We start from the raw sequence: 23,954 nt of genomic DNA on the forward strand, positions 1-23,954 counted from the left end.
CGACTTATAAAACAACCCAATCTTCTGCTAAAGTATCAGAAGTACTTGGAGACCATGTAGCAACATCGTTTTGGGCTGTTTTCAATGCAAGATATGCACGATACGGGACATTTTCACCGCCAAATGCTTCTTTCATAATATCTGTAGCTGGTGGATATGATGCAGCAGGCACATAATAAACGAACATACCTTTACCATTCCAACCTTTACGTGCAATTTTATTTCCCTTTTTAACCGCTTCAATTGCTTGTCCAAAATCCATTTATTTCTCTCCCTTCTGCACTTGTTTTTCTACTTTCTTTTCTTCAATATCTAATTTACGATGTTGTAGCTGTAAGTCTTGTTCTTTCATAGCTTTCTGTTCTTCTTGCATGTGTTGTTCTTGTTCCATCTGCTGCCTTCTATCCGCTTCCATTGGCGCATTGAGTGCCTCCATATGTTGCTGTACATGGTCATCAACTAACTGCTGCACTTCAGGCGGTAATTCATCGTATAAGCTTGATTTTCGAAAAGCATTATGAATATATACATGCACTTCATGATCGTAAAAGTCACGCACCTGCGGTGTCGCTAGTTGTAGTTGCGGTGGTTGCATTCCTGCCTGCATGGGGTCTACACCTTGTGCTTGCATCGCTTGGGCTTGCTCCTCAAACTGTTGTTGTTGCATGCTGTATTGTTGCAATGCTTGTAACGACTCTGGATTCTGTGCAAGTTGCTCAAATTGTTTATTTTCCATTTTCGCTTTGTTTTCGTCTAATTGCTGCATTTCAAATAGCTCATTGCTATCTCCCATACCCATTAATTTTAAAAATCCCTGGGTATCTGGTGAGCCGTCTTTCTTCACAATTGCCCCTTTATCCCACATGGTCATAATGCGGTCTTGTTGCGCTGATTTCATTTCTGGAAGAGAAGAACCTTGAATAATATTAATGTCTTCTCCACCACTTAAATCAGATCCAGTAAAGCTTATTAATTCAATATCATTATCAGGACCAAGAATACGGGCCATACGTTCTTCGGTATAATGTTTCTTCATCAGCATAAGTACACGTTGCAATAAACGTTTCATACCATGCTCATAGTTTTGAGAAGAAACCGCAAGCTTCTCATTCTCCTGTTCTACCATAAGAGATAACCCACTATACGTATCTAATCCAGACGGTAAACGTCCTTGTGAGATTTCACGTGCACCTGATAAATCATCGATATCCGCATCATGATTATTTAAAATCCGATCATAGAAGGACGGGATATCTGGCGCACCAACTCTTTCCGGTCTCGCGCCCTCAATCGGTGTGTAGTGAACAATTCCGCCTTCTTCATTCGTAATTTCATCTTCATCCACACTTGAACCCATGGGCACAAGCCACATACTATTCCCCATTTTCCTTGCATGTGTGGCAAACATAGAGCGCATAATATTGATTTCACGCTGAATCGGCAACATATCTTTAATAAATGCTTCCGCTTTTACACTTCCTGGTATCGGAATATCACCAAAGATAAAGAACGGAATGTCCCCAGCATTTTCGTCTATATCCAGTAATTGTCCACCTGCAATCGTAACTTTCAATCCATTTGGATGCTTACCACACGGTTTTACCCACATTTCATCTACCATTGCCATATTAGGACGCTTTTTACTTGTAGAGTTGAATCCATTTTGCGGTGTCACATCAAACGCGGCCGCAAACCCTACATTCTCATCGGCAGATACGTCTTTTCCATACCGTTCTTTGATGTAATCAATATCACGTGGCTTTCTTTCCACAATCCAACGAATCTCTTCGTCCATTTCGGCGGCGGGGTCAATGTATACAGTGAGCGGGTCACAAATACGACAACGGATTTCACCTGTATACAACTTTTGCATATCTTCTTCGAATCCAATTTCCCCTTCCCCTGGTGTAATATCTTGACCAGCTTCCGCATCAAAGTACACTTTTGCGGCACACCAGCCTTTTACACCGTTATTCAGGAAAATATCACGTGTTTTTCGATCCATTCCTGTTTGTTCCCACCAATATTTAAGAAATTTTGATGCTGCCTTCGCAATTTCAATACGAGTTTCATCGTTACTATCCGGTACCACATCAAATTTCACACGATTTTTAATTTGTTTCGCAAGCTTTACCATCATACGCGGTCGAATTTGGTTTACTGTAATTCGCTGTTCTCCATTTTCAAGAGGTGCCGTAATCATTTTCTTACTTGTCGGATTCCATACAAGCCACTGATTCCCACGATAATAATTTACTTGTGCCATCATTTGGCGCTTTTCTTCCCAGTCCTCGGCTTGGGTAATACGTTCTTCCACAAGAGACACCCAATCATCAGGACGCTTCTGTTCTTGCTTTCGTTCCTTTGGTTTATTGAGACCAAACAATCATCTTCACCCTCTTCCCACAAAAAAAGAGCTTAGACAGTCTCTGCCGCAAGCTCTTGTAATTCTGATAATGTCGTTTTACTTTTGACTTCCATACCTTGTTTCTCCAAGTGTTCTTTCAATTCCGCTTTTGTCGCATTCTCGATCCAGTTCTCATATTGCACTAGTTTGGTTTTCTCTTTCGGAATAGCATGCGCTTCTATCACATAACTAGGTATGTGTAATTCTTGAATCTCCACAGGCGTGTAGGCAAATGCCGGGTCAACTTCAGCTCTCTTTTCATACATTTCCTCATAATTATCCGCTACTGCGAATCTGTCTATACTTCCTAATGTTAAGCGAAATACTTTTGCCATAAAAAGCACACTCTCCTTTTTCTCACATATTAAATTTCATTATCGTAATGCCAAAAAGAAGAAAGAGCTGTTCACAAACCAATTATATTGGTTTATAACACAGCTCTCTTTTCATGAAGTTATAATTTTAACAACATTTTTCTTGTATTTCGTTCATCATGTCCATCGTATATTTCATCATTTCATCACATTCTTGCATTTTATCCCGCAGAGCCATATCCATTTTCATATCCATACACATCATATTATCCATCATCATCTTCATACACTTCATCTCACAAATCATTTTTTCCATAGACATCATCATAGGCATTTGATTTAACATTGTTTTTTCCATTTTTACATCCCCCTAAAAATTTTATAGTCTTGCAAGTGGTTTAATTCCCCTTCTTTCTACAAAAACCTTCAGTTCTATTAAAAACAACATTGAGAAATATATAGTTGGGATGCTTACTTATTCTAAATGATATATTGGTACTGGCTTTTCTTCTTTCTGAGCTTTCACCATCTTCACTTCACCCTGCTTGTATTCGGCAAAAGATGGTGCTTGGATACGATCATACAATTCCTTACGCTCTAAGCTCCACAATTCAATCAATTTATATTTCTCTTCACGATATAATCTTTCAATATATCGGAACATATAGCCTTGATATAAGATAATGGCTACCAATATAAAAAAGACAACATATGTCATTGTAGTTGCCCCCCTTTTCTTCGCCCTCTTGATAGTCTAATAATGTGGCGATGTACCTTTTCTTCTAATGTCACTGGCTCTTTTGGAATGAATTTTTCCTTCGCATGATAATAGATAAATCGGTTTAATGCTTGTGACATTGCATCTACCTGGTCATCATTTTTTCCTTGTGGAAATGATGCGCACTCTTCCACAAAATCCTGTGTCCATGGAGCTTGTCTTGGTAAATACACATTACCTGATTCAATATATGGTGAAACTGCATTCACACGTGCAACCTTCCCGCCTTGTGGATTCACTGGAATCATACCGCCTATTTCATTCTTTAACATCGAAATAATCGCTGGTCCATTCGCCTTATCCTCCACTAATTTAGCGTGTGCTTTCGGATATTTCCTTACCATATTGCGAATGGCTTGTAGGGTAGTTGGGAAGTTCATACGTGCCTTGAGATTATCGATTAAATACATATCCGCACCATTCTTGCCCCATACCTGAATACAAACAAAGTCACTGTCTGCTTCATCTTTAAACGTTGCATCAATACTCATAATCGTATGCACCATCTTTGGCAACGTATCATAATACTGCCACCATTTACGTTTTAATAGATTCCCTTCCGCTGCGGTTGGTCTGCCTTGATACAATGAGTTAAAGCTACTTGGATATCGTTTCCGTTCTTGTATGAATTCGAGTCCATATCGCTCGGGCCATAATGGTTCACCTACTGCTCGTCCTATTACATCATCTTCCTCGGCTTCCAGTGGAAGATTGTAGACTTGCCACGGTAAAGGCTCACCATATTCCTTACTTAACAACCTCCCCTGTAAATCATCTTCGTGCCATCTTGTTAGAATGAGAATAACAATTGCACCCGGATGTAAACGAGTAGAGAAGCTATCTATCCACTCATCCCATATCTTACCGCGATGTGTTTCACTATCCGCTTCTTCACGGTTCTTAATCGGGTCATCGATAATCATTAAGTCCGCACCCATACCAGTGATACCTGATAATACACCACGTGAGATCATGCCACCTATTTCATTATCGAGTAACCATTCATCATGTGCCGAGCTTTCTTTTGATATATGGATATCAAACAAATCTGCTCCATACTGTTTTACCTTCTCTTTATTCTTCTTACCAAAACGACGAGCGAATGTATCACTATAACTTATCTCAATCACTCTCTCCTCTGGGAAGTTCCCCAAATAATAAGATGGTAACGTCTCTGTAATCGTCATGGACTTACTATGACGTGGTGGCATATTGATAGCAATGTATTGGTTCGTGGTTGGAATCTCACCTGCATTCATTTGCTTCTTCTTATCAATCGCTTCTTGAATAACACGTCCAACAAACTCACTATGCGGTGCTTTTTTATATCTACCTTCATGCACATAGCACACATACTCATAGTAATCACGACGAGCTATTTCCCTTTGTATCTCCTCCACTGTCGGTAGGTTTGGTAAGGATTGACTCAATTTGTTTCAACTCCTCCACAGACAGGTTGCTCAGTTCTGGCTTTTGTACAACGGTTTGTTTCATCTCCCCACTATGGTCAATCTCACGTCGATCACGCCACACAGTTGGCTTTCGATTCTTGAGCCAAAAGATAATGGCTGTTGTATCAGGTGGGACTTGTCGTTTCACTCGTTTAGTTTCTATGCTTTGAAACTCACCGTCCACCTTCTCCCTCTCCACAGTGACTTCTTCATACGTGTAGCCTGTCGCTCGCTTAAATAATGCATTCTCTACTTCACGATCTGATACTTCTTTTCCTTTTGCTAATGCACCTATAATTAACGGGTATTTATTCTTCCAATTACTCAGTGTAGAACGCCTCACACCCATGTTATGGGCAATCTGTTCTTCTATAAGTCCATCACGTGCCCATCCTTCTATTTTTAACAATCCTTCCTTTGTCAGCCAAGGGTGTACTTTTCCTTTTTTCATATCTCTCACCTCATGTTCGTTTTAAACTAAAAAAAGTAGCTGTTAGGCTACTTTACATGTGCTGTATTGTTTTCATTTTCTCGTATATATCTGTATAAGGTCGCTCTTGCTACATCAAACATCTCACATACTTCCACTTTTGTTTTACCAGCTTCCAGCATTTCCATCATACCTTCAATCTGTTGTGGCGTATGAGCTTTCTTTCTACCGCCTTCACGTCCTCTTGCCTTTGCAGCAGCCACACCGCTTACCACACGTTCATTAATTACCTCTCGCTCCATTTCAGCCATCGCACCGAATATATGGAATAAAAACCTGCCCATTGTTGTCGAGGTGTCAATCCCATCTTTAATCGATACAAAGTGAATCCCTTTTTCATGAAACTCTTGGAGCAAGTTCACAAGCTGATGCATCGTTCTTCCTAAACGATCTAACTTGTAGACAACCAATGTGTCACCTTTTCGAAGCTTTCCAAGAAGGGATTGAAGCTCAACCCTATCTTTTTTCGCTCCACTTTCCTTTTCTGTGACGATTTCTTCACACCCAAACTGCTTTAATTCGTCCCATTGCATATCTAAATTTTGGTTTCTTGTTGAAACACGCGCATATCCAAATATCATAAAACCATCACCCCTTACCTTTGATGGTTTCATTGTATCAATTTCATGTATCAAAATCAATAGTTTTTAATACATAGTTTTGATACGCAGCGAACGTTACTAATAGGCTCTATGTCTGAACGTCTCATAATCTGTAGTTTTTGAGACATTCACTTTACAACATATCAGTCTTTATTAATCAAGATAATAGCTGGTCCTTCCACAACTACTCCAGCCACTTCCACCTTTACATGTGGCTCCACCTGAATTTTCGTTACTCCTTCACGTGTCTCTAATTCTTCACTTATGTCTTTTGTAGCGATGCTCTGTAAGTTCATCTTACCCCCTCCTTCATCAACATTCATCTTATGTACCAAAACCATTTTTAGAAGTCTGGTTCGTCCAACACAAAGAGAGCACCCGCGCCAGTTGGATGCTCTTCATGTGAGTAGGAGTTTCTTATGAGTGAACAATACCCTAACGAAGGATTGTCTCCACACTTTAATATATGCTTGTCTGTATCAAAAGGTGACATAGAGAAAGCGCCCGTTTCCGCGAGTGCTCTCATAAAAAATGACATAACCGATAAGAGTGTTTTGTTATATACTATCCCATTAGCCAGCAAAGTGTGCACATGAAAAGAGCACCTGTGCCAGGGTGCCCTCTAGAAAGGTATTATGTTGCGAGCATGAAATAAGAATATTGGAGCTTATTCCATACTCTATTTTATGATTTTTTTCTGATATCGTTACTTTAATTACGGTACTCAAAAGGTAACAGATTCATTTAATTTCTATACTAGAGATTCACGCATAATCCGGTAGTATTCTTCAATTAAACTTTGAATCGCATCTTCTTTTTCAACTTCAGATAGTGACGTATTACTTAACACTTGAGAGACCCCATTTTTCAGATGAAATCTTGGGTCTCTCATTTTTTTACGTTTCATTAGAATGCTTCGTGTTCTTCCCGCCCAATCATCCAGCTCAAAGCCATTCAGTTGTTGGAACTCTTCCGCCGATGGTAAAAATGGTTCTAATTCTTTTTTCATGTTTCATCCTCCTTGAAAATTTACCATTACGGTATGTGATATTTTATTGTCTCTATAAAAAAGAGCAACCGATACGTTCAGTTACTCTTTCGTCAAATGTCTATGCTATTACTATAAACCATTTTTTCAATGGGGACTATTCACAAAACTGGGTGTCAATAAAGTGATAATTGTTCAACCAGTTTCATTCGCTTTAGAATTTCTGCATGTTTCTTATATATGTAACTAGAACTGTACCCTAATTCATATGCGATAGTGTCTAACGTTTTACCTTCCACATATTTTCTACACATAATCATATATTCTAGCCCTTTAAATTGATTAATTAGATTCTTTAAATCATACCTATCGTTCATTCTATGCGCCAATTCATACTCAATGGCCGCAATATGATCCTCTACTTTTGTACCATCTGAATCAGGGGCTAATTTATACTTGGCTAAATCACCACCTCTCCAGCGTTTTAATTCTCTTTTACTCCGATGAAGGTTATGTTCTAAGTAGATAATCTCGTCTTCTAATTTTTGATAGTCGTTTAGCCATTTGAACAAGGATGATTCACCTACTCTCGTTATACGTTCTTAAAACCCCTTCTAAGCGCTTCTAACATTCCATACACCTATGGTATTCAGAAAAGATTTAAACTTCAATTTAATAGGTTCCTGTGAGTCTTTTTTCGTTACAAAAGGCATTTTCAGAATGGAACCCTCTTTTTGTGCTCAGGTACATGATATACCTAACCTTGTACTATACTTTCATTGATTTTTTCAATTAATTCTTCTAATTCCGCTGCCGTTTCTAAATCCGCTGTATTATCCGCAATCTCTGTTAATTTTGCAGATAATGCTAATAAAAAATCTGTGGATGCTTTCATTTCTGTTACCTCCGTATAAAATTATCATTTTGATTCATACTATACTTAGCCTCCATAAGGCTGTAATTCTGAATTCTATGAATGAATTTCTCCTGATTCCTTTGTATCGCTTAGCAGTTAGCTTTTGCTAGCTGCTTTGTTTTTTTGTATAAAAAATTGAAACCGATACATACTATAAACACTTGATTTCGAACCTTTCTGTTCTACCTGAGGAACTCTTGCGCAGGAGTTCCCTTTTTTACGCCCTATTTTAGGGGAGAAAATGACTTTCTACTCATTCCATGACCTTTGGTATTCAAAAGCAATGAGAACAAAAGTTTCTCCCTGTAGTTAGGACGTTTTTCGCATACGTTCGGCAATTCTTTGACGCTGTTCCTCTGTAAGTACCCGTTCTTTTCGTAATGTCACGTTTTTCTCACTCAGAATGCACTGGATTGCTATTGGTGTTCCTTTCTCATCTTTATCCATTACTTTTATTTCTTTACCCAACTGCATTAATTTGCGAATATGTTTCGGAACTGCGGTATATACTTTCCATTCACGAATCTCGTTATCAAATACAAGTACTGTTTCTTGTTCTGATTTTGAATACGCCATTGTTTATTTTCCACCCTTCGCTCCATTGATTAACTGTGTAATTTCATAAACACCGTTCTCCCTTACATTCATGATTTCCCCTCCCCTTCTACTAATCGCTCCAGCTCCTCGCAACTCCCTTCAAAGAAATCACGCCCGTCCGGCAGTTTGAATATGTTCTTCTGAATCAGTATTTCTATCAATCTGTCTTGCTTGTTCATGTTGCCTCCTAGCTTAAAAAGTCCCTGCTCTCAAATAATGTTTCGCTTGATAATAAAAATGATGATATATCCAGTTACCACTGAATTTTTTATCTACATACACAATTTCAAAGTTATATTTTGCTTTAAATGTGTTCAGTCTGCCAAGTAACGCTAATGGATTATATTTTGAACGGTACTTACCTTGCAACATCTTTTCATATCCGTGTAGGTCTTCCACAATTAAAGTGAAGGGGATGTCTTTTGAACGAATCAACTCATTTTCAAACGCTGTTTGCGTATCTTTTTGTAAGTTCCCTGTGATCTCATCCATGTGGGCTTTCCGTTCTACTCGGCTATCTAAATAGATATCACGAGGTATTCCTAACTCTTCATTTTTTGGAATCATACAACCATAATCACCGGTATCTAATTTTTGATTTCTAATTGGAATGTCCTTTTGATGTAAGTAATCAAGAATATGGCCATTTACGTTTTCACGCGTATCGATAACGATCGTTAACGTTTTAAGAATGTTGCTTATTTCTTTATCTGTGTAATGAAAATAAATCATCCACATCCTCCTGTCCTTGCATATATAACTGCTCGTTCATATATCTTTCTAGCTATTGCATTAGATTCAGCATCTTCAAATTGGCGATAATCTTCATACACTTCTTTCCATCCGTTCTTCGCAAGTACAATCGTCCAGTCATAGAACATTTGCAGTGAATCCGTATCAGCAAGCAACCAATCATGCAATGGCTGGTTATGCTGCCATCCACAAAATTCATAGAATATCTTCTGGATTGTCACCTGTTCTGCGCTTGCATCCTTCCACGATTGAAACCAAGCATCAATTTCACTGAAATTTTGTTCAGCCGCTTGCATTACTTCCGTTGGAATTAAATTTTTTCTTTTTATCCCAATTCGATTATCAATTGGATCTAAATACATATCGGCACCAGATTTCCAAATAGAACTTATGATTTCTAAAACTTTCAAATCTATCACCTCAATTACTAAAGCGGTATTAAAAACCACTAAAAAGCGCCTCCAACAACTCAAAGTTATTTAAAATAACTCCCTTGAGTCCTACAGCCCCAAGGGTTTGAGGAGAAATCATTATTTTTGTTATCGGCCCGCTACAAAAGCGCTCCTAATATATATATTTATATTTTTTATTTAATATAAGATATACTAACTAAAATAATTAAATATATATAAAACAGGGGTTGAACCCTTGGTATGATTGGATTTCTGAAAAGTTATTAAAAGCTAAGACAAGTTATTTCAAGGGCCAAAATCGTTATTGAGTAAGCTTAAAATGGCTATTTTCCTCATTTTTAATAACTCTTTTGTTAGCTGGCTTCCGTTCGAATAAGGTAATTCCTGTAAGAAATGTCTTATTACCCGTTCCTTTTGTTTTGCCAAATCCCTTCGTTTCTATCATACGATAGAAGGACCGATTCCCTAAAGCTCGTTCCCCAGAACGAAAACACCATGTTTCATACACGTTATACAGTTCCTTTGCTTCCATTTTGATTGCTTCATTTTTCGGTTCATCTATATAACAAACTTCACTCAGAAATGGCCCCAGAATATCCATATCTTCTTTATATCGTCCTGTTGCTTCCGCTACTACTTTTGGCTCTTTGAGCCCCTCTTTTTGCCACTTCATGCACCCTTCAATCGCCCAGTTGAGAATCCCTGACATTTCTAATGATAATTTTTCAGATAATCGTTTATCCCGTTTATGTGCTGGTAGATTCAAGTGAAAAGGAATTAATTTAACGCGTCTCCAAATCCCTTCATCCAATCCTCCCACAATAGGTTTATGATTCGTCGTAAAGAATACTTTGAAGTCTGGAACGAATTCAAAATACTCTTGTCTTAAGAATCGTGCTAAAACAGGCTCTCCGCCCGTTATTTGCTTCACAAATGAATCGGCAAGTCTTTCCCCTTCCTCGCTCTCAATCGCGCTTACAAAGCGAGCTCCGGCCAATCTTGCAATATCATTATTTGCACCTGTTTCTTTCTTCTTAATGAATGTATCTGACTTTGCTTGCTTCCCATACTCACCCATCAAGTCTTTGATGGTATTGATAAATGTGGATTTCCCATTTGAACCACCACCTACTAAAAACATCATGATTTGTTCTGAAATATCACCTGTTAAGCTATATCCAATTAACCGCTGCATATATTCCAGCAATTCTCCATCACCTAAAAAGATTTGATCTAAGAATGTAAGCCAGGTCGGACACTTCGCTTGTTCGTCAAATGTCACGTTGGTGATTTTTGATAGATATAAATTACGATCATGTGGACAAAGCTGACCTGTTCGTAAATCCACCACTCCATTTTCCACATTGAGTAAAAAAGAATGTCGATCAAATGTTTCACGCTCACCTGGAACTAACGGCATAAGGTCCTTAATGCTATTCATTCGAATGTTTCTACGCTCGCACATCCGCGCCCATTTCACTTCCGGCTCATCCTCTGACTTATAGAGACTACGAAGTACTTTTGCTGTCATTCTTTCAATCTCTTTTCTTGTATCTATTCTCCAACGTTTCCCGTCCCATATGAGCCACCCCATCTCGTTTACATACTTGATAATATGGCCATATTCATAGGCAATACGTTCCGCATTTCCGAGTTCTGTTAAACGAAATTTCTTTTTTGGCTTGTCCTCCACAACTTCAGTGGTATTTCCCTCACGGAAATCAAACGAAAATTCTTCAAATTGATCTTGATTATCTAAAATAGTTGTAGGTGTGGAAGAAATCGCATTTGCAATCGTTCTTTCCCCATATGTTTCATTTGTATCTCTAAAATGGATCACATCCCATTTATCACGCATTAGTCCACTCTCACGAAACATAGAATCCATTCGAGTTGCTGAATTCCCAGTCCAAAACGCTAAATAGTTACATAAAGACTGATCGCTTCCGGAATGATCACCATTCTTTACATTACCGTTAAATAAAGAGCGTATGTCATCGCCTTTCTTACTCCGAAACATTCTTTCCCATAATGCTTCGTTTGAAATCTTAATTTCATCTTTTTCAAAGTCAGCTAGATTCACTCGACCTTGAATGTCGCTATCATCAAAGTATGTTTCAAATACTTCCGCTAACTCATCTGTACGATCATACACATCATTTGAATTTTCACGATTCCCAGTGAAAGTAAAGAAGCGACCGTATGAGTAAATTTCTAAACCATGTTTTGTATTTTTTCGTCCTGTTCCTAAAACAGATTGTGGAAGGCTACCTTTGATGATGATATGAATGCCTTTCTCTGATGGTGAAAATTCTGTATAGCTGTCTAATGTATCGATAATCTCTGTTGAAAATGCATTCGTTTTACCGTCCACAACACACTTATCAATATCGATTCCGATGTAATTGTCCTGCCTGCTGAACACGAAACCTATACCGTCGTAATCGCCTTCTAAGTAAAACTTGACCGCTGTCGCAAATGTTGACCAAGTACGTCTATTATTTGCCTGCGCCATCTCCCCTGTAACTTGATAGGGAATTTTAGTTGCCTTACCATCTTTTTTCTCTTTTCGCCAAAGTATCCATTGCGGAAGAGCCTTTAATTCTGTTGGAATTTCGTTGAAATTGTATGGATTCTTTTTCATTTTTTCCTCCCACTTGCCTTTTAGGATATAAAAAAGAGAAGTCGGCACATACCAACCTCTCTATGCAGTTATTTAGAACGGTAACATGTCATCGCCCACTGTTACTGCTGGACTACTTGTTATCGGATTTACGTCCGACACGTCATAATATTTTGCTTTGGCTGCCGTACGCTTTTGTTTCTGGCCATCCACAACCTTATCGTATTCTTCATGTTTTACTGTGATTTTCACATTTTTATTGAGTAATTGTTTCGCCATATCTTCTGGTGAAGTAAAGACATGGTTATTATGAAATCCACATGCTTTTAATAATGAGTTAACGATTTTCACAGAAACCTCATGTTCAAACGTAAAGGTGTTATAGAGTACTTTCACTCCTTGATGATTCTGCGGTACGTCACTACGAATTTCAAAGTCTACAGATAGTTTTGGCTTACCTGCTTGCGTTCTACCCGCTTCTGCATTTACAATGACCGCTTCATATTTACCTTCAGCAACTAATTCAAACCCTGTACTTGCATTTGATTCATCAAATTTAAAGAAACTCATGATTTATTTCCCCCTGTATTTTAGTTTGTGGATGGCGCTATTAATTCTTCTTGTATGCAACCTTTCCTCGCATCGAGATGGTTCTTAGCAAAAATACTTTGATTACCCTCTAAAACAAACCCTCTTGTACCATCTGCCTTTTTCACTAATTGACCAACAACATGAACGATTCCCATAATGTGATTTACGATCTTATCCCGAATATCCGGAATGAATTGTGTATATTGCTGACCATCATCATGAGTGATAGTTCTTGTTGTTTCCCAAGCTGTGAAAATAACATTTGCATCTAATGAATTAAATGTTTCTACTACTTTCAAAAGATGGTTATCTAACAAAGCGTAATCCTTTAATTCTGGCATACCACTTTTTGTCTTTTCACCTTTTTTTAGCAGCCATAATTTTTGGTAATGTGTTAAATTATCGATAAAGACGTTATCGTATTTACCGATGTTTTCTTTTGCCAATGCGTAAAACTGTAGAATGCTTTCATGTGGATGTTCACCATCAATTCTCGCTACATCCACATTGTCATAGCCCGATAACACTTGGCTTGTCCCATCAATATCCAGGACTAATGTTTTACCTGGTAACACCCCCGCAACCGTTGTCTTTCCGTTACCTGGCTTGGAATAGATGATGATTTTCGTCTTTTTACTTTTTGTAATTTGAGCACCGTTGGTGATTTCCATTTTGTTCACTCCCCTCCATACTTTTCAGAACAAAAATTGAAGCTTCGAGGTCGAAAATTTTACCTATCGTATCTAAAATATTCTTTTCTACAATCGGTTTCTTTTCTTCTAGTCTTTCTAACTCGCGCCTGTATTCTCCCAATCGTCTTTGTTCCACAGACAGTGATTTCTCTAATTCTTCAATACCAGCGTTCACTTTACTCACCCGCTACTTTCTTTATGGAATGAGACTCTACATATTGTTTGATGCAATCTGTTTCATCATGTATGTAATCACCATCAATATCGCGGTACTCTTCACCAAAATAGATTTCCTTGCCGCAACTTTTACAATCGCTCATAACATTATTTACTACTGAATCATGACGATTCCTGACTACAATTGGATTTTCAATCATTTACTTTCAGTTCTTTTAATCGGTTTGTCCAAAAATCAACTTGATACTCTGCATGTTTTATTTCGTAATCTCTCCGATGTTGCTCTTCTTCCTCTTCAATTCTTTCAAGGAACTCAACAAGCTTATCTATTTTTTCTTTATCTGTATTAATCCAATAAGAATTAATGGCTTCTTTCAATTCAAAGGCTATATCTAATGCAGTATCATCTGTATTGATATAGTCTTTTTCTTCAGTAATGATATACGAACGTTTGATTCCTAGTTTCGTAACGACTTCATTCAGTCGGTTTGGAAATTTAAAGTAATAACTAACACTCACATCAGACGAATTTAATACATTGTAATTGCCTACATTTCTTTCAACTGTTACAAAATCTTTAACTGGCTTATTCATTTGTCAGCCCCCCAAATTTATTTTTCATTCTTTCTGAAGTGTAAAGAGAATAATAGATGACATTGTCATTGATAAATGAAACTTCATACGGCAACTCTTCTGATTCACGTGAGAGGATGTTTGGTTTCAAACTGTTTTCACCTAACACCCACTCAAATGTTTCATTGCTCAAATGAACTTCATTCCCACGAATACTGAGAATACCGTTCTCGTTTTCTTCGGCTCGTATTGCTTGTACCGCTCGGCTTACTTCTTGAATATCCATTCATCCGTACACTCCTTTTTATATGCATATATGTTATACTGAGATTGAAAATTGTTTTTGTCTAAATTGCCAGTGGCTGCTGGCGATTTCCCTTGAATGATCGTTTTCCTAAGAAAAATGACCTTAGAACCTGTCTGAAATCTATGATATAATCTATACAAAAAAGGATGTTTCCTAATGATACATGATTATACCAGTAATATTACTCGTAAACAGTTTGAACTGATTCGTGAAGATTTAGAAAATGCACGGAAAACGACGCGCCCACGCACAGTTGATTTGTACGAGGTATTCTGCGGTGTACTATATTTGCTTACGACAGGTTGTCAATGGCGTAATCTGCCAAGGGACTTTCCAAACTGGAAAACCGTCTATTCCTACTACCAGATTTGGCGGAAAGTAGACGAGAATGGCATAAGTCTTCTTGAAAAAGTGCATAAAAAAATTGATCGAAACCTATCGTGAACAAGAGGGTCGAAAAAAACAGACAAGCTTCTGCATCGTAGATGCACAAAGTGTAAAAAACACATGGATAGCGAGTGAAAAAGGCTACGATGCGGGAAAGAAAGTATCAGGAATCAAACGACATATCGCTGTAGACACCAATGGTCTCATTCATGCGATTGAAGTAACAACTGCGAATATAACAGATCGAGAAGGTGCTATCCAAATGTGTGAAAAGCATAAAAAATCATTGGACAAAGTGACAAATATACTTTGTGATGGTGGATATACGGGCCCATCATTTGCACAATCGATAAAAGAAACGATTCATTGTTCAGTTGAAATTATCAAACGCTCGGAACTTCACAAGTTTGTTGTGTTATCCAAACGCTGGATCGTAGAGCGAACTTTTGCTTGGTTGGAAAATTATCGCAGACTGTGGAAAAACTGTGAACGAACACTTGAAAACAGTAGACAAAGTTGCTTATTGGCAGGTGTGGCAATTTTATTAAAAAGATTCTAGACAGGTTCTTAGGTTTAACGGTTTATAATTAGGATTGATTTTGAGAAATGCTGCATTTTTCTTTTTTTTCACTGTGGATTCACCCATCTCAAATTTCCTCGCGATTTCTCTTGTCGTATACCCCTCACCAACGTGTAGAATGATTGACTTTTCTTTTTCTCCCAGTACACTCGTTACTTCTTCAAATTCAACTGATAACAGCGCTTCTTCTTCCACATTTATAGGAGAAACTGCAAAAAATCATTTTCTGTATCATCTTCTGTATACAAATCAATGGAATGAAAACACAATTTATTTCTTTCTTCATAATCAACAGACCGTGGAATTTTGATTGTCATACCTTTTGTATGAACTTCATTTCTTATTTTCCACTTTAGTGTCATCATTACATATGCATTAAAAGTAGATTCTTTTTCAGGATCGTAATTCAAACATAATTCCCATAATTTGATTCTTCCTATTTGAACAAGATCATCAAAATCCATATAATTTTTCTTTGCAATTTTTTCTGCATTCGCATGACTATGAAATTGTTGCTTTATTGCAGCAAACACTAAATGTTGTTTCTCTTCGAATAACTTTTCAGGTGTCATATGTATTCTCTCCTTTTTATTTTTATAATTTTCTGATATAATACAAGTGATATTGAGTTCTCAGTATCCCTCTGGTTATTATTTTGTTCTAATCTAGTATTGTGGATAAAGAGACCTAATTTCGGGTCTTTTTGTCTTTTGGGATTTTTTACAAACAGATAATTCAGAATATATTTGGTATAATAATATTGAAGAGTGTTAATTTCTCTCAAGTAGTATGACTATGTACAGAAGAAGTCCTATTTTATAGGGCTTTTTCGCTTTCTACAGCTTGTATGTGTAATTTCGCTGCATCCACTGCATGTTTCTGTAAATCCTTTAAAATCGCTTCCCCAGCCTCTATACCATGCTTATCAATAATAGCTATCACCAATTGATTAAAATCCCACATTCTCGCCATTCCTACTTGTTCGACTAATTGTTTTTCACGTTTGCCATATTGTTTGATATTCATTGTTTATATTTCCCCTTTCTCTAATAACCCCAGATTAGATAGCCACACATTATTCCTACAGCAAATGGAATGATCCCTATTTCTACGAAATATGCAAGCCAATTCAGAGCTTTATTCATCAACAAACACTCCCCTCTGACGCATATACGCATCATCATGACCAGAAACGATGTGGAGGAATCAAGGGGGACTGCTTCTAATCATGATGACAAGCATAGGCTTGTCGTTTTATTGGTTATACGTTTTATAAGCTTTATACAATTCAGATGTAGCTGTAACAATGTTTGAAAAATCGGCTAAGTTGTTAACAAAAACTTGGTCCTTCATAACATCAATTAATTCTGTTAGATCTAAAATCGTTTTCTCTACAGCCTCTTCTAAATGAGCGACTGTTTCTTTTGAACCAGGATGTTGTATGATAATTTCTGCTGGTCCTGTTGCATTGATTCCTCTCGTTTCATTCACATTTAAGGAAAATGTCTCATTCTCATGAACCTGCATCAGGATACTTTTCCTCTCTTCTAACATATTTTTTAACGAAGAGGGGTTTTCTTGTGGACCATCTTCTTCGATAGTCTCGGGTACAGATGCTTCCGCTGTTAACTTTTGTTCAAGCGATTCTACACGTTTGTTCAATTCCCTTAGTGCCTCTTTCATATTACCCATCTCACTCATCCACCTTTTCATTTTGTTTTCCACACGTTAGGCATTGCTAGGCTTTCCCTAGCCGATGTATTATATTTCCATTCATCTTTTTATATCGGTTCACGAAATTATATGTTATAATTACTATCCAATAATTTATTCTCCAACCTTGTGAGCCCTAGCACCCTACTGTTAGGGCTTTCTCCTATTTCAAAACCGCTAGCACTTCTTTCCCACATCGCTGATGTTCTTCATCCCATTTCTTTGCTACCTCTGGTTGCTCACGTAGATCAGCGATTAATTCTCGTAATGCACACTGCGCCATACACGCATGACGGCGTTCTATGTACACTTCTTTTTCCTGTGTGGTCATTTCTCCACATCCTTCATCCACACTCTATCTATCCAATCCATCACATATGCCAATCCGCCTAGACCCGCAAAGAATACAGCTACCATACATAGCGAAAACGTGCTTTCTTCCATCAATCTAACAACCACCTTTCTTCATAAAAGTATCGAGTTTCTTTCGAGTTAATCCTTGCAGCAACACTTTATGCTGATCGACAAGACCGTTCGGAATATCTTCAATCGAACGAAGTTTTAGTTGCCGTTTAATGTAGGAAGTAATTTGGCGCATGACCTGGGTCGTTTCTCTTTTCGTAGCCTCTTCCGCTACGATTTTTTCTACTTTCTTTCTTGCGTTCTCCCCAATTTGTTCTACCATTTTCTCCACTTTGAAACAGTCGTCTGTTGTAAGCTGAACGTTTTCTTTCGCTAACACATGCGCTTTCTCATAACGTTCTTGTTGTAACTGTTCGCGAATGATTCTCTTGGCCACATGCGACCTTGTCGCTTCTTTAAATTGCTGTTTGACTTCTTCCACACTTTCATTTATTTTAGACAGCTTCTTTGTATGTTCTTTCATCGTCTTTTCTGTTTTTGCTTGGCTCGTCAGACTTTCTTCCATGTATGCATGAATGCTATGTAGCGTGGCAGATTGTTCCACCGCTCTCCCATCCAGTGTGATTGGTTCTACAGATTGCTTTCTCATTAATTTTCCCAAGATTCATTCCTCCCGTTATTTATCCAGCAAATGTGTGGTCTAATATTTGTTCCATACGATCCATTAGAGTGCGTATGGACTGAATGTCCCTCCGCAGATACTCTTTTGTAATAGGTGCTGCATTTACAATGGCACCCGTTTGTAAACTACTTACAGAACACGATTTAATAAGTTCTTCAAGCTCTGCTCGTAAAGTGTGGACGGTCCAATTCGCCATAAAGTCCATTGAATCTTGTTCTTGTTGTAAATCCTCCACATTCTTGTGCAGAGCTTTCTCTTTTTCTTGATAGAATCGGAGTTCTTCCTTGAGTTTTTTATTATCATCATTTAATTCGTTTATAATATTAATATGTTTCTTAGACTCGATTTCTACCTCTTTCACCACTTCTTTTTCGACAATCGTAGGTGCTTGTTGTTCTAATTTTTCTAGCTGCTTCCGGGTGAGTTGTTCTGATTTGCGGGCTTGTGTAGCCTCTTTCTGCGCTTGTTGAAGGAGCTTGTCTTTTTCTTTGAGTGACTTTTTGACTTCTCTTAGTTCTCTTACAGTCATCTCATCAACTGTTTTTTCTTCTCCTGTGGAGGGAATCGTGTGTGGTTCTTCGATGAATTGTTGACGGTCTATTTCTGATGGCAATGCAATAATTTGAAAAATCTTAGATGATGGCAAATCGGGAAACGTACCCCGTTTTTCAAATTGTGTATATGCCCTCATGAACTTCCTTGCTGTGCTATCATCTAAATCCATATCAATTAACCAATTACCGAAATCCCCATGCGCTAAATCGTTTTCTTTCACATGCTTTAATCGTTTCCCAATCTCAAATATCGACTGACCTGCAATTTGCTGATAACTTTTTATTTCTGCTGTAATCACATTGATGTCAGTTGATAAAGTTATTACTTCATTCACTGTCTCATCTCCTATCCTATGTACTTAGAATGACTCGTATTGAGTTCGTATGACGATGTACTAAATGTAATTGGCCATCTATCTTCTTAAAGATTAGCCAATTATCAGGATTTAACTTATATGAATTGATATGTATCTTTTCTCTCTTGGTTGGTCTTTTACCATTTTTCATAAATGCTCCTCCCACCTTTTCTGTTTATTTTTCAAACAGCTCGTCCACTGTTGTTTTGAAGTATTTTGCTAGTTTTTGAGCTTCTTTTAAGGTAAAGTCACTTTTACCGTGTTCCTTAGCAAAATATGTTCTTGGTGCAATGTGAATCAAATTTGCCGCTTTCTCTTGTGTCATGCGTTGCTCTTTTCTAGCGATGAATAGGTTTTTGTGCATAGATATCACTCCTTTTAAAAGAAAATGTTGATATTTCAACTCACCAATTAGCTACTTCAGGATAAATTATTTATCATCAAATACCGCAAAATAATCAGGAAAAAGCTCTCTAGCGCTCCTATTAAATACTGTTTGATATCTTGCTATTATATAAGGTCTCGGTATATACCCATCTTCTATCTTCCTTATGTACGCTACTGATATACCTAACTTTTCCGCTAATTGTTTTCTTGTCATTTTGCAATTGAGTCTCTCGTTTTTAACTATATTACTCATTGAATCACCTTCTTATCAGTTTAACCCCTTCGGTATCCTCAGTATAAATGATAACTTTTTGAACATCAACACTTTTTATAAATTATTGAACATTTTTTTCTTAAAAGGGTTTAAATTGATATTTTTTTTAACTATAATGAGAATAAGACATTTCGGTTATGAAAGGGGATTATTCAAATGACCTTGGGCAACAAATTAAAACAATTAAGAGGAAAGCGCACTCAAGGTGAAATAGCTAACCAATTAAACATTTCTAGACCTACTTACTCTCATCTGGAGACAAATAGAATTGAGCCAAGCATGTCCTTACTTACAGCGATCGCTGATTTATATTGTGTGACTACAGATTATTTATTAGGACGATCACAAGATTCCCGTTTAACGGAAGCTGAAGATAAAAAAACGGCTGAAATGGCTTCACGTTTTGCTGAATTGGTATCCGACCTACCAGAAAATGAACAAGAAAATGCGTGGAAACAAGCTTTGATGTATGTGCAATTTACTAAAACGCAAAAATAAGAGATAATTTTCTACCAAAAAAGCTAACTTAATTGTTAGCTTTTTTGGTTTCTATTTCTTCATATACACTTGAGGTAATGACTTGTAACACCTCTTTAACATCTGTTCTCTTGTTTTCTAAAAACCACTTTACCATTAACTCTTTCGCCAATTGTTCTTTGTTCATTTCGCATTCTCCTGATTCCATTCTACACGTATTTAGAACCATACAAAGTCTCTCCTTTTTATAAATTGTAAAATTATAGGTGACCTATTTTTGAAACATACCCCTTTAGAATGGGTCACCCCTAAAAGCACGAAAAGTCACTACTAAGTAGTGACTTTTTTTAAATTCTATTCAGCTAGTTCCCGGATCGTTAAACATATATTTTATTTCTGTTTGTTTCTGTTGAACTTCTTTCTGTTCAAAATCACTTAAACTTCCTCCCCACAAACTCACAATCCCCAGAATCATTAATACTGTCACTATCTTCACTTTCACGCCAACACAACCCCTTCCTTGTTAAGAATCATTTTATACATTTGTCCATAAAAACTCAATCCCATTAATTCAAATTCCAGTAACGCCTGTTTAATACCATCAATATCCTGAATACACATCGAATGTGCAATTCGAGAAAAAGGAGTATGCCCAGCTTCTTTTAACTCTTCAAAAATAGAAAGTGCAAGTTCGCGATTCCCGAAACGATACTCAAATGTCGCCCGCTCAGTTGGATGAAGTGTCGATACATCAATTTTATCAATGTTTATATTATTATATATCCGGACGTGAGCTAAAGTGGTTTGGACTGCTATATATTTTTGAGATGGCTGAGATACTTTAATTTCCTTTAACATATCCCCCGCTTGTACCAAAAGGGCTTCAGCCTTTATAGGATTCTCAACCTGAAAACTTTCCGCCAAACACGAAACGCCTGTCATTTTAATCATCGGAATATCAATAGGTGAATCAATAATCCTATAAGCAATTTTTCTACACTCATTCAACTCTATCCTCCATAAATGCATAAATGCAATGCGTTCATCTGCAAACATGCGAAGGTAATCTTTTATTCTCCCTTTCTTAATTAGTTTAAGATTTGCCTCAACCTCATCTACATATTGAATAATTGCATTATTATTAGGTTTATCCGCCAACGCTAACATATATAAAATGTTAGCCATAACTTGAACATGCGGATTCGAAGAAAAACGAGTCTCCCTAATTTTTTCGTAAAGTAGTTGCCCTCTTAATTCATTTTTATTACGTTTATTAAACAATATGTATATTGTAAAAAATATTGATAAACTAGAATTTTCTTTATTTTGTTCAATAAGCTCATTCATTAAACTATATTCACCTTGTACCTGACAATAAATTAACCCTACTTCTAAATGTGCTGGATGATTACATGCTAGAAAATACTTAGCTGTAATTTTTCGTTTATCCTCAGGATTTTCATACAGAAAATTTATAGCTGTAAAAAACAATTCTACATCCATTTCGCTTTCTGCATTTATACCCCTTCGGAATGTTTCACGACTTGCACCAATCCTTATAGCAAATTGCCGACGTGTGAACCCAGAAGATTCAATTTTCTCCAACAATTCGTCCATAACTTTTTTCATGTTGTTCCCCCTTACCCTTAAAACATAAAAATCCACCATCCTATTTTCTCAACCTCTAAACTGCACTACGAATGATGAATATCTGTTAAACTAAGATAATATGAAGTGACCCCCTAGATTATCAAGTCAGGGATTTTAACCCATAATAATGAGTGAAAACAAACATTACGAATGGGTGTATACCCTATGATAATAGGAGGCCACTATGGAAAATATAATATATATTGGGATGGATGTCCACAAGGAAAGCTTTAGCTTATGTGCATTGCACGGAACAACTGGGGAAATTGTAAGAGAAGCACGATGTGCTTCAAATGTATCTCTCGTAAAAAAATTTGTTGAGAAACTGAAAACAAAATATGGTGAAGATATAAAAATTAAAGCTGGATACGAGGCTGGTTGTTTAGGATATTCACTTCATAATCTGCTGGAGCAAAACGGGATTGATTGTGATATTTTAGCTCCCACAACAATGTACAGTTCATCAAAAAACAAAATGGTGAAAAATGATAAATTCGATGCCAAAATGATTGCTATTAATTTAGCGAATGGCACCTATAAAGAAGTATATGTTCCAGAAGAAGAGGATGTTGCCGTGAAAGAGTATATCCGCATGTTAGGTGATTTTAAAACATCATTGAAAAAAATAAAACAACAGATAAAAGCATTCCTTTTAAGACATGGCTATATTTACGAAGGAAAATCAAGCTGGACAATCGCTTATATGAAATGGGTAAAGAATCTTGATCTACAAGGATTATTCAAAGAAACGTTAGGCGAATACCTATTACAGTATGATGTTCTAGTTGATAAAATTGAGCGGTTCAGTCTGAGACTAGAAGAATTATCTCATAGTGAAAGATACGAAGAACCAGTGGAAAAGTTAAGATGCTTAAAAGGGATAGACACAACCGCAGCAATGACAGTTCATGTGGAGATTGCAGACTTCACTCGGTTCCCGACGGCTAAAGCATTTATGGCTTATGTAGGATTGACGCCAAGCGAAAGCTCAAGTGGAGAGAAAATCAGTCGAAGTTCGATTACAAAGCAAGGCAATTCGACAGTTAGGTCTACTCTTGTAGAATGTGCAAATGCGTTGGTAAAGGGAACAATCGGATTAAAATCGAAACGAGTGAAAGCCAGACAAAGAGGGCAACAAAGCGAAGTAATTTCCTACGCGGATCGGGCAGTAGAACGGTTACAAAGAAAATATCATCGCATGATATATCAAGGGAAACCTCGAAATGTGGCCATTACAGCGATTGCAAGAGAACTTGGGTGTTTTATCTGGGGATTAGAAACAGGTAACATTTACTGAAAATAAAAGAAGAAGGGATATGAAGTTGATGGATTCATAGTTAGAGACCAAAGTATCAATTGATGGCATAGATGAGCTTCAGAGATAGTGAATTACAGGTCTGGCTATCTATGACAACCTCTCTGCTGGCGCGGCTGAAATTCTGATAAACAAGCTATTTATTAGAATTTGAAAAGATGTGATCCACGTATTGAGATTATAAGAGCCTAACGACGGACCATTAACCTGAGGTAACCAATCCACGAATAACAGAGTGGTTAACTGTCGATAGATCTTATTTCTGAAGCTTTTGTATGCCATCAAAAAAATATGGGTGAAAAACTATTGACAAAGGTCACTTCATAACAGGAGGAACTCGTATGATGCAAATGTTTGTCCTAAGGTAGGTTTAGGATGAACGGTGTGAGAGGCTTTATGGGTGGACCTCTTACACACGCTCTGCGAGTTTTATGCTTTAATTATTTTGTTTTTTAGGACTATTCTGTCTATTTGTTTGATACAAACCCATATACTGTATCCAAAGCCAATTTTAGCACAAACACATATTCTATTCCATCATGAA

General features: G+C 37.2%; 37 protein-coding genes and 1 pseudogene. 3 read left to right on the top strand and 35 right to left on the bottom strand.

What is annotated here, in order from left to right:
• Positions 1–4 precede the first annotated feature (4 nt).
• The 23 genes from V6946_RS18705 to V6946_RS18815 form a co-directional block, all read right to left on the bottom strand.
• A complete protein-coding gene (locus V6946_RS18705; protein ID WP_366981659.1) occupies positions 5–262 on the bottom strand; it encodes a DUF2829 domain-containing protein in 258 nt (85 codons plus the stop codon).
• Positions 263–2,386, bottom strand: coding sequence for a hypothetical protein (locus V6946_RS18710; protein WP_406622092.1), 2,124 nt, complete (start codon positions 2,384–2,386; stop codon positions 263–265).
• 32 nt (positions 2,387–2,418) lie between these two features.
• The gene (locus tag V6946_RS18715) at positions 2,419–2,742 is read right to left on the bottom strand and encodes a hypothetical protein (RefSeq protein ID WP_327643101.1); all 324 of its coding nucleotides are present in this window, start codon (positions 2,740–2,742) and stop codon (positions 2,419–2,421) included.
• 127 nt (positions 2,743–2,869) lie between these two features.
• Complete coding sequence (locus V6946_RS18720) at positions 2,870–3,079, bottom strand: hypothetical protein (protein ID WP_086387183.1); 210 nt, start codon at positions 3,077–3,079, stop codon at positions 2,870–2,872.
• Between the two features lie 117 nt (positions 3,080–3,196).
• On the bottom strand, positions 3,197–3,439 hold the full coding sequence (locus V6946_RS18725; protein WP_140337020.1) for a hypothetical protein: 243 nt from the start codon (positions 3,437–3,439) through the stop codon (positions 3,197–3,199).
• Positions 3,436–4,929: a phage terminase large subunit gene (terL, locus tag V6946_RS18730; protein WP_406622093.1), complete on the bottom strand. Its 1,494-nt coding sequence runs from the start codon at positions 4,927–4,929 to the stop codon at positions 3,436–3,438. Before terL ends, V6946_RS18725 begins: the two co-directional genes overlap by 4 nt.
• Complete coding sequence (locus tag V6946_RS18735; RefSeq protein ID WP_366981653.1) at positions 4,865–5,401, bottom strand: hypothetical protein; 537 nt, start codon at positions 5,399–5,401, stop codon at positions 4,865–4,867. Before V6946_RS18735 ends, terL begins: the two co-directional genes overlap by 65 nt.
• A gap of 47 nt (positions 5,402–5,448) precedes the next feature.
• The gene (locus V6946_RS18740; RefSeq protein ID WP_088114496.1) at positions 5,449–6,021 is read right to left on the bottom strand and encodes a recombinase family protein; all 573 of its coding nucleotides are present in this window, start codon (positions 6,019–6,021) and stop codon (positions 5,449–5,451) included.
• Positions 6,022–6,185: 164 nt separating this feature from the next.
• The gene (locus tag V6946_RS18745; RefSeq protein ID WP_088114497.1) at positions 6,186–6,338 is read right to left on the bottom strand and encodes a BC1881 family protein; all 153 of its coding nucleotides are present in this window, start codon (positions 6,336–6,338) and stop codon (positions 6,186–6,188) included.
• Positions 6,339–6,793: 455 nt separating this feature from the next.
• Positions 6,794–7,051: a hypothetical protein gene (locus V6946_RS18750; protein ID WP_366981652.1), complete on the bottom strand. Its 258-nt coding sequence runs from the start codon at positions 7,049–7,051 to the stop codon at positions 6,794–6,796.
• Positions 7,052–7,206: 155 nt separating this feature from the next.
• Positions 7,207–7,602 (bottom strand): hypothetical protein, encoded by a 396-nt coding sequence (locus V6946_RS18755; RefSeq protein WP_098679038.1) that lies wholly within the window; start codon positions 7,600–7,602, stop codon positions 7,207–7,209.
• Between the two features lie 185 nt (positions 7,603–7,787).
• Positions 7,788–7,925 carry a hypothetical protein gene (locus V6946_RS18760; protein ID WP_366981651.1) on the bottom strand — a complete coding sequence of 46 codons (138 nt, stop codon included), beginning with the start codon at positions 7,923–7,925 and terminating at the stop codon, positions 7,788–7,790.
• 330 nt (positions 7,926–8,255) lie between these two features.
• Entirely contained in the window at positions 8,256–8,522 is a 267-nt protein-coding gene (locus V6946_RS18765; RefSeq protein WP_366981650.1) for a hypothetical protein, read from the bottom strand.
• Between the two features lie 68 nt (positions 8,523–8,590).
• Entirely contained in the window at positions 8,591–8,722 is a 132-nt protein-coding gene (locus tag V6946_RS18770) for a Fur-regulated basic protein FbpA (RefSeq protein ID WP_366981649.1), read from the bottom strand.
• Between the two features lie 13 nt (positions 8,723–8,735).
• Positions 8,736–9,275: an ERCC4 domain-containing protein gene (locus tag V6946_RS18775; RefSeq protein ID WP_366981648.1), complete on the bottom strand. Its 540-nt coding sequence runs from the start codon at positions 9,273–9,275 to the stop codon at positions 8,736–8,738.
• Complete coding sequence (locus V6946_RS18780) at positions 9,272–9,706, bottom strand: hypothetical protein (RefSeq protein ID WP_406622355.1); 435 nt, start codon at positions 9,704–9,706, stop codon at positions 9,272–9,274. The genes V6946_RS18775 and V6946_RS18780 overlap by 4 nt, the downstream gene beginning before the upstream one ends.
• A gap of 304 nt (positions 9,707–10,010) precedes the next feature.
• The gene (locus V6946_RS18785; protein ID WP_366981647.1) at positions 10,011–12,353 is read right to left on the bottom strand and encodes a phage/plasmid primase, P4 family; all 2,343 of its coding nucleotides are present in this window, start codon (positions 12,351–12,353) and stop codon (positions 10,011–10,013) included.
• 72 nt (positions 12,354–12,425) lie between these two features.
• Positions 12,426–12,902, bottom strand: a complete 477-nt coding sequence (locus V6946_RS18790) for a DUF669 domain-containing protein (RefSeq protein WP_366981646.1) — start codon at positions 12,900–12,902, stop codon at positions 12,426–12,428.
• A 20-nt stretch (positions 12,903–12,922) separates the two neighbouring features.
• Positions 12,923–13,594, bottom strand: coding sequence for an AAA family ATPase (locus V6946_RS18795; RefSeq protein ID WP_366981645.1), 672 nt, complete (start codon positions 13,592–13,594; stop codon positions 12,923–12,925).
• Complete coding sequence (locus V6946_RS18800) at positions 13,557–13,790, bottom strand: hypothetical protein (RefSeq protein WP_366981644.1); 234 nt, start codon at positions 13,788–13,790, stop codon at positions 13,557–13,559. Before V6946_RS18800 ends, V6946_RS18795 begins: the two co-directional genes overlap by 38 nt.
• A gap of 1 nt (position 13,791) precedes the next feature.
• Positions 13,792–13,935 carry a hypothetical protein gene (locus V6946_RS18805; RefSeq protein ID WP_406622094.1) on the bottom strand — a complete coding sequence of 48 codons (144 nt, stop codon included), beginning with the start codon at positions 13,933–13,935 and terminating at the stop codon, positions 13,792–13,794.
• Positions 13,936–13,984: 49 nt separating this feature from the next.
• Positions 13,985–14,386, bottom strand: a complete 402-nt coding sequence (locus tag V6946_RS18810; RefSeq protein ID WP_366981642.1) for a hypothetical protein — start codon at positions 14,384–14,386, stop codon at positions 13,985–13,987.
• Positions 14,379–14,651, bottom strand: coding sequence for a hypothetical protein (locus V6946_RS18815; protein ID WP_366981641.1), 273 nt, complete (start codon positions 14,649–14,651; stop codon positions 14,379–14,381). Before V6946_RS18815 ends, V6946_RS18810 begins: the two co-directional genes overlap by 8 nt.
• A gap of 177 nt (positions 14,652–14,828) precedes the next feature.
• Between V6946_RS18815 and V6946_RS18820 the strand changes: the two genes are divergently transcribed.
• A protein-coding gene (locus tag V6946_RS18820; protein ID WP_406622095.1) for an IS5 family transposase occupies positions 14,829–15,618 on the top strand; the annotation gives its coding sequence in 2 pieces (ribosomal slippage) (positions 14,829–15,086 and positions 15,088–15,618; 789 coding nt in all).
• Here the strand turns inward: V6946_RS18820 and V6946_RS18825 are convergent.
• From V6946_RS18825 to V6946_RS18865, 9 genes and pseudogenes are all read right to left on the bottom strand, one after another.
• A pseudogene (locus tag V6946_RS18825) lies at positions 15,604–16,211 on the bottom strand (sigma-70 family RNA polymerase sigma factor). The gene V6946_RS18820 and the pseudogene V6946_RS18825 sit on opposite strands and share 15 nt — an antisense overlap.
• A gap of 244 nt (positions 16,212–16,455) precedes the next feature.
• A complete protein-coding gene (locus V6946_RS18830) occupies positions 16,456–16,665 on the bottom strand; it encodes a hypothetical protein (protein WP_366981445.1) in 210 nt (69 codons plus the stop codon).
• 228 nt (positions 16,666–16,893) lie between these two features.
• Positions 16,894–17,331, bottom strand: a complete 438-nt coding sequence (locus V6946_RS18835) for a hypothetical protein (protein ID WP_366981444.1) — start codon at positions 17,329–17,331, stop codon at positions 16,894–16,896.
• 184 nt (positions 17,332–17,515) lie between these two features.
• Positions 17,516–17,683: a hypothetical protein gene (locus V6946_RS18840; protein WP_366981443.1), complete on the bottom strand. Its 168-nt coding sequence runs from the start codon at positions 17,681–17,683 to the stop codon at positions 17,516–17,518.
• 117 nt (positions 17,684–17,800) lie between these two features.
• A complete protein-coding gene (locus V6946_RS18845; RefSeq protein WP_366981442.1) occupies positions 17,801–18,376 on the bottom strand; it encodes a hypothetical protein in 576 nt (191 codons plus the stop codon).
• Between the two features lie 19 nt (positions 18,377–18,395).
• Entirely contained in the window at positions 18,396–19,286 is an 891-nt protein-coding gene (locus V6946_RS18850; protein ID WP_366981441.1) for a hypothetical protein, read from the bottom strand.
• A 16-nt stretch (positions 19,287–19,302) separates the two neighbouring features.
• On the bottom strand, positions 19,303–19,458 hold the full coding sequence (locus tag V6946_RS18855; RefSeq protein WP_406622096.1) for a DUF6906 family protein: 156 nt from the start codon (positions 19,456–19,458) through the stop codon (positions 19,303–19,305).
• A gap of 24 nt (positions 19,459–19,482) precedes the next feature.
• A complete protein-coding gene (locus V6946_RS18860) occupies positions 19,483–19,671 on the bottom strand; it encodes a helix-turn-helix transcriptional regulator (RefSeq protein ID WP_085308741.1) in 189 nt (62 codons plus the stop codon).
• Positions 19,672–19,737: 66 nt separating this feature from the next.
• Positions 19,738–19,947 carry a helix-turn-helix transcriptional regulator gene (locus tag V6946_RS18865; protein ID WP_033692792.1) on the bottom strand — a complete coding sequence of 70 codons (210 nt, stop codon included), beginning with the start codon at positions 19,945–19,947 and terminating at the stop codon, positions 19,738–19,740.
• 177 nt (positions 19,948–20,124) lie between these two features.
• Here V6946_RS18865 and V6946_RS18870 point away from each other — a divergent pair, with 177 nt between their 5' ends.
• Positions 20,125–20,466, top strand: coding sequence for a helix-turn-helix domain-containing protein (locus V6946_RS18870; RefSeq protein ID WP_000172213.1), 342 nt, complete (start codon positions 20,125–20,127; stop codon positions 20,464–20,466).
• A 28-nt stretch (positions 20,467–20,494) separates the two neighbouring features.
• On the opposite strand, the gene V6946_RS18875 is transcribed toward V6946_RS18870, so the two are convergent.
• From V6946_RS18875 to V6946_RS18885, 3 genes are all read right to left on the bottom strand, one after another.
• Positions 20,495–20,632, bottom strand: coding sequence for a hypothetical protein (locus V6946_RS18875; RefSeq protein ID WP_179860833.1), 138 nt, complete (start codon positions 20,630–20,632; stop codon positions 20,495–20,497).
• A 171-nt stretch (positions 20,633–20,803) separates the two neighbouring features.
• Positions 20,804–20,947, bottom strand: a complete 144-nt coding sequence (locus V6946_RS18880) for a hypothetical protein (protein WP_179860832.1) — start codon at positions 20,945–20,947, stop codon at positions 20,804–20,806.
• A complete protein-coding gene (locus tag V6946_RS18885) occupies positions 20,944–22,074 on the bottom strand; it encodes an AimR family lysis-lysogeny pheromone receptor (RefSeq protein WP_366981439.1) in 1,131 nt (376 codons plus the stop codon). The genes V6946_RS18880 and V6946_RS18885 overlap by 4 nt, the downstream gene beginning before the upstream one ends.
• 205 nt (positions 22,075–22,279) lie before the next feature.
• Between V6946_RS18885 and V6946_RS18890 the strand changes: the two genes are divergently transcribed.
• Positions 22,280–23,392: an IS110 family transposase gene (locus tag V6946_RS18890; RefSeq protein WP_406622097.1), complete on the top strand. Its 1,113-nt coding sequence runs from the start codon at positions 22,280–22,282 to the stop codon at positions 23,390–23,392.
• Positions 23,393–23,954 lie beyond the last annotated feature (562 nt).

The sequence above is a fragment of the Bacillus sp. PPSBB_2 genome (genome assembly GCF_045291115.1).
GTDB lineage: Bacteria > Bacillota > Bacilli > Bacillales > Bacillaceae_G > Bacillus_A > Bacillus_A cereus.

What these genes read in the sequence shown, in the direction of transcription:
- V6946_RS18705 (WP_366981659.1), bottom strand. Translation starts at nt 262, where the DNA reads ATGGATTTTGGACAAGCAATTGAAGCGGTTAAAAAGGGAAATAAAATT.
- V6946_RS18715 (WP_327643101.1), bottom strand. Translation starts at nt 2,742, where the DNA reads ATGGCAAAAGTATTTCGCTTAACATTAGGAAGTATAGACAGATTCGCA.
- V6946_RS18720 (WP_086387183.1), bottom strand. Translation starts at nt 3,079, where the DNA reads ATGGAAAAAACAATGTTAAATCAAATGCCTATGATGATGTCTATGGAA.
- V6946_RS18725 (WP_140337020.1), bottom strand. Translation starts at nt 3,439, where the DNA reads ATGACATATGTTGTCTTTTTTATATTGGTAGCCATTATCTTATATCAA.
- V6946_RS18735 (WP_366981653.1), bottom strand. Translation starts at nt 5,401, where the DNA reads ATGAAAAAAGGAAAAGTACACCCTTGGCTGACAAAGGAAGGATTGTTA.
- V6946_RS18740 (WP_088114496.1), bottom strand. Translation starts at nt 6,021, where the DNA reads ATGATATTTGGATATGCGCGTGTTTCAACAAGAAACCAAAATTTAGAT.
- V6946_RS18745 (WP_088114497.1), bottom strand. Translation starts at nt 6,338, where the DNA reads ATGAACTTACAGAGCATCGCTACAAAAGACATAAGTGAAGAATTAGAG.
- V6946_RS18750 (WP_366981652.1), bottom strand. Translation starts at nt 7,051, where the DNA reads ATGAAAAAAGAATTAGAACCATTTTTACCATCGGCGGAAGAGTTCCAA.
- V6946_RS18760 (WP_366981651.1), bottom strand. Translation starts at nt 7,925, where the DNA reads ATGAAAGCATCCACAGATTTTTTATTAGCATTATCTGCAAAATTAACA.
- V6946_RS18765 (WP_366981650.1), bottom strand. Translation starts at nt 8,522, where the DNA reads ATGGCGTATTCAAAATCAGAACAAGAAACAGTACTTGTATTTGATAAC.
- V6946_RS18770 (WP_366981649.1), bottom strand. Translation starts at nt 8,722, where the DNA reads ATGAACAAGCAAGACAGATTGATAGAAATACTGATTCAGAAGAACATA.
- V6946_RS18775 (WP_366981648.1), bottom strand. Translation starts at nt 9,275, where the DNA reads ATGATTTATTTTCATTACACAGATAAAGAAATAAGCAACATTCTTAAA.
- V6946_RS18785 (WP_366981647.1), bottom strand. Translation starts at nt 12,353, where the DNA reads ATGAAAAAGAATCCATACAATTTCAACGAAATTCCAACAGAATTAAAG.
- V6946_RS18790 (WP_366981646.1), bottom strand. Translation starts at nt 12,902, where the DNA reads ATGAGTTTCTTTAAATTTGATGAATCAAATGCAAGTACAGGGTTTGAA.
- V6946_RS18795 (WP_366981645.1), bottom strand. Translation starts at nt 13,594, where the DNA reads ATGGAAATCACCAACGGTGCTCAAATTACAAAAAGTAAAAAGACGAAA.
- V6946_RS18805 (WP_406622094.1), bottom strand. Translation starts at nt 13,935, where the DNA reads ATGAGCGATTGTAAAAGTTGCGGCAAGGAAATCTATTTTGGTGAAGAG.
- V6946_RS18810 (WP_366981642.1), bottom strand. Translation starts at nt 14,386, where the DNA reads ATGAATAAGCCAGTTAAAGATTTTGTAACAGTTGAAAGAAATGTAGGC.
- V6946_RS18815 (WP_366981641.1), bottom strand. Translation starts at nt 14,651, where the DNA reads ATGGATATTCAAGAAGTAAGCCGAGCGGTACAAGCAATACGAGCCGAA.
- V6946_RS18830 (WP_366981445.1), bottom strand. Translation starts at nt 16,665, where the DNA reads ATGAATATCAAACAATATGGCAAACGTGAAAAACAATTAGTCGAACAA.
- V6946_RS18835 (WP_366981444.1), bottom strand. Translation starts at nt 17,331, where the DNA reads ATGGGTAATATGAAAGAGGCACTAAGGGAATTGAACAAACGTGTAGAA.
- V6946_RS18840 (WP_366981443.1), bottom strand. Translation starts at nt 17,683, where the DNA reads ATGACCACACAGGAAAAAGAAGTGTACATAGAACGCCGTCATGCGTGT.
- V6946_RS18855 (WP_406622096.1), bottom strand. Translation starts at nt 19,458, where the DNA reads ATGAAAAATGGTAAAAGACCAACCAAGAGAGAAAAGATACATATCAAT.
- V6946_RS18860 (WP_085308741.1), bottom strand. Translation starts at nt 19,671, where the DNA reads ATGCACAAAAACCTATTCATCGCTAGAAAAGAGCAACGCATGACACAA.
- V6946_RS18865 (WP_033692792.1), bottom strand. Translation starts at nt 19,947, where the DNA reads ATGAGTAATATAGTTAAAAACGAGAGACTCAATTGCAAAATGACAAGA.
- V6946_RS18870 (WP_000172213.1), top strand. Translation starts at nt 20,125, where the DNA reads ATGACCTTGGGCAACAAATTAAAACAATTAAGAGGAAAGCGCACTCAA.
- V6946_RS18875 (WP_179860833.1), bottom strand. Translation starts at nt 20,632, where the DNA reads ATGAACAAAGAACAATTGGCGAAAGAGTTAATGGTAAAGTGGTTTTTA.
- V6946_RS18885 (WP_366981439.1), bottom strand. Translation starts at nt 22,074, where the DNA reads ATGAAAAAAGTTATGGACGAATTGTTGGAGAAAATTGAATCTTCTGGG.
- V6946_RS18890 (WP_406622097.1), top strand. Translation starts at nt 22,280, where the DNA reads ATGGAAAATATAATATATATTGGGATGGATGTCCACAAGGAAAGCTTT.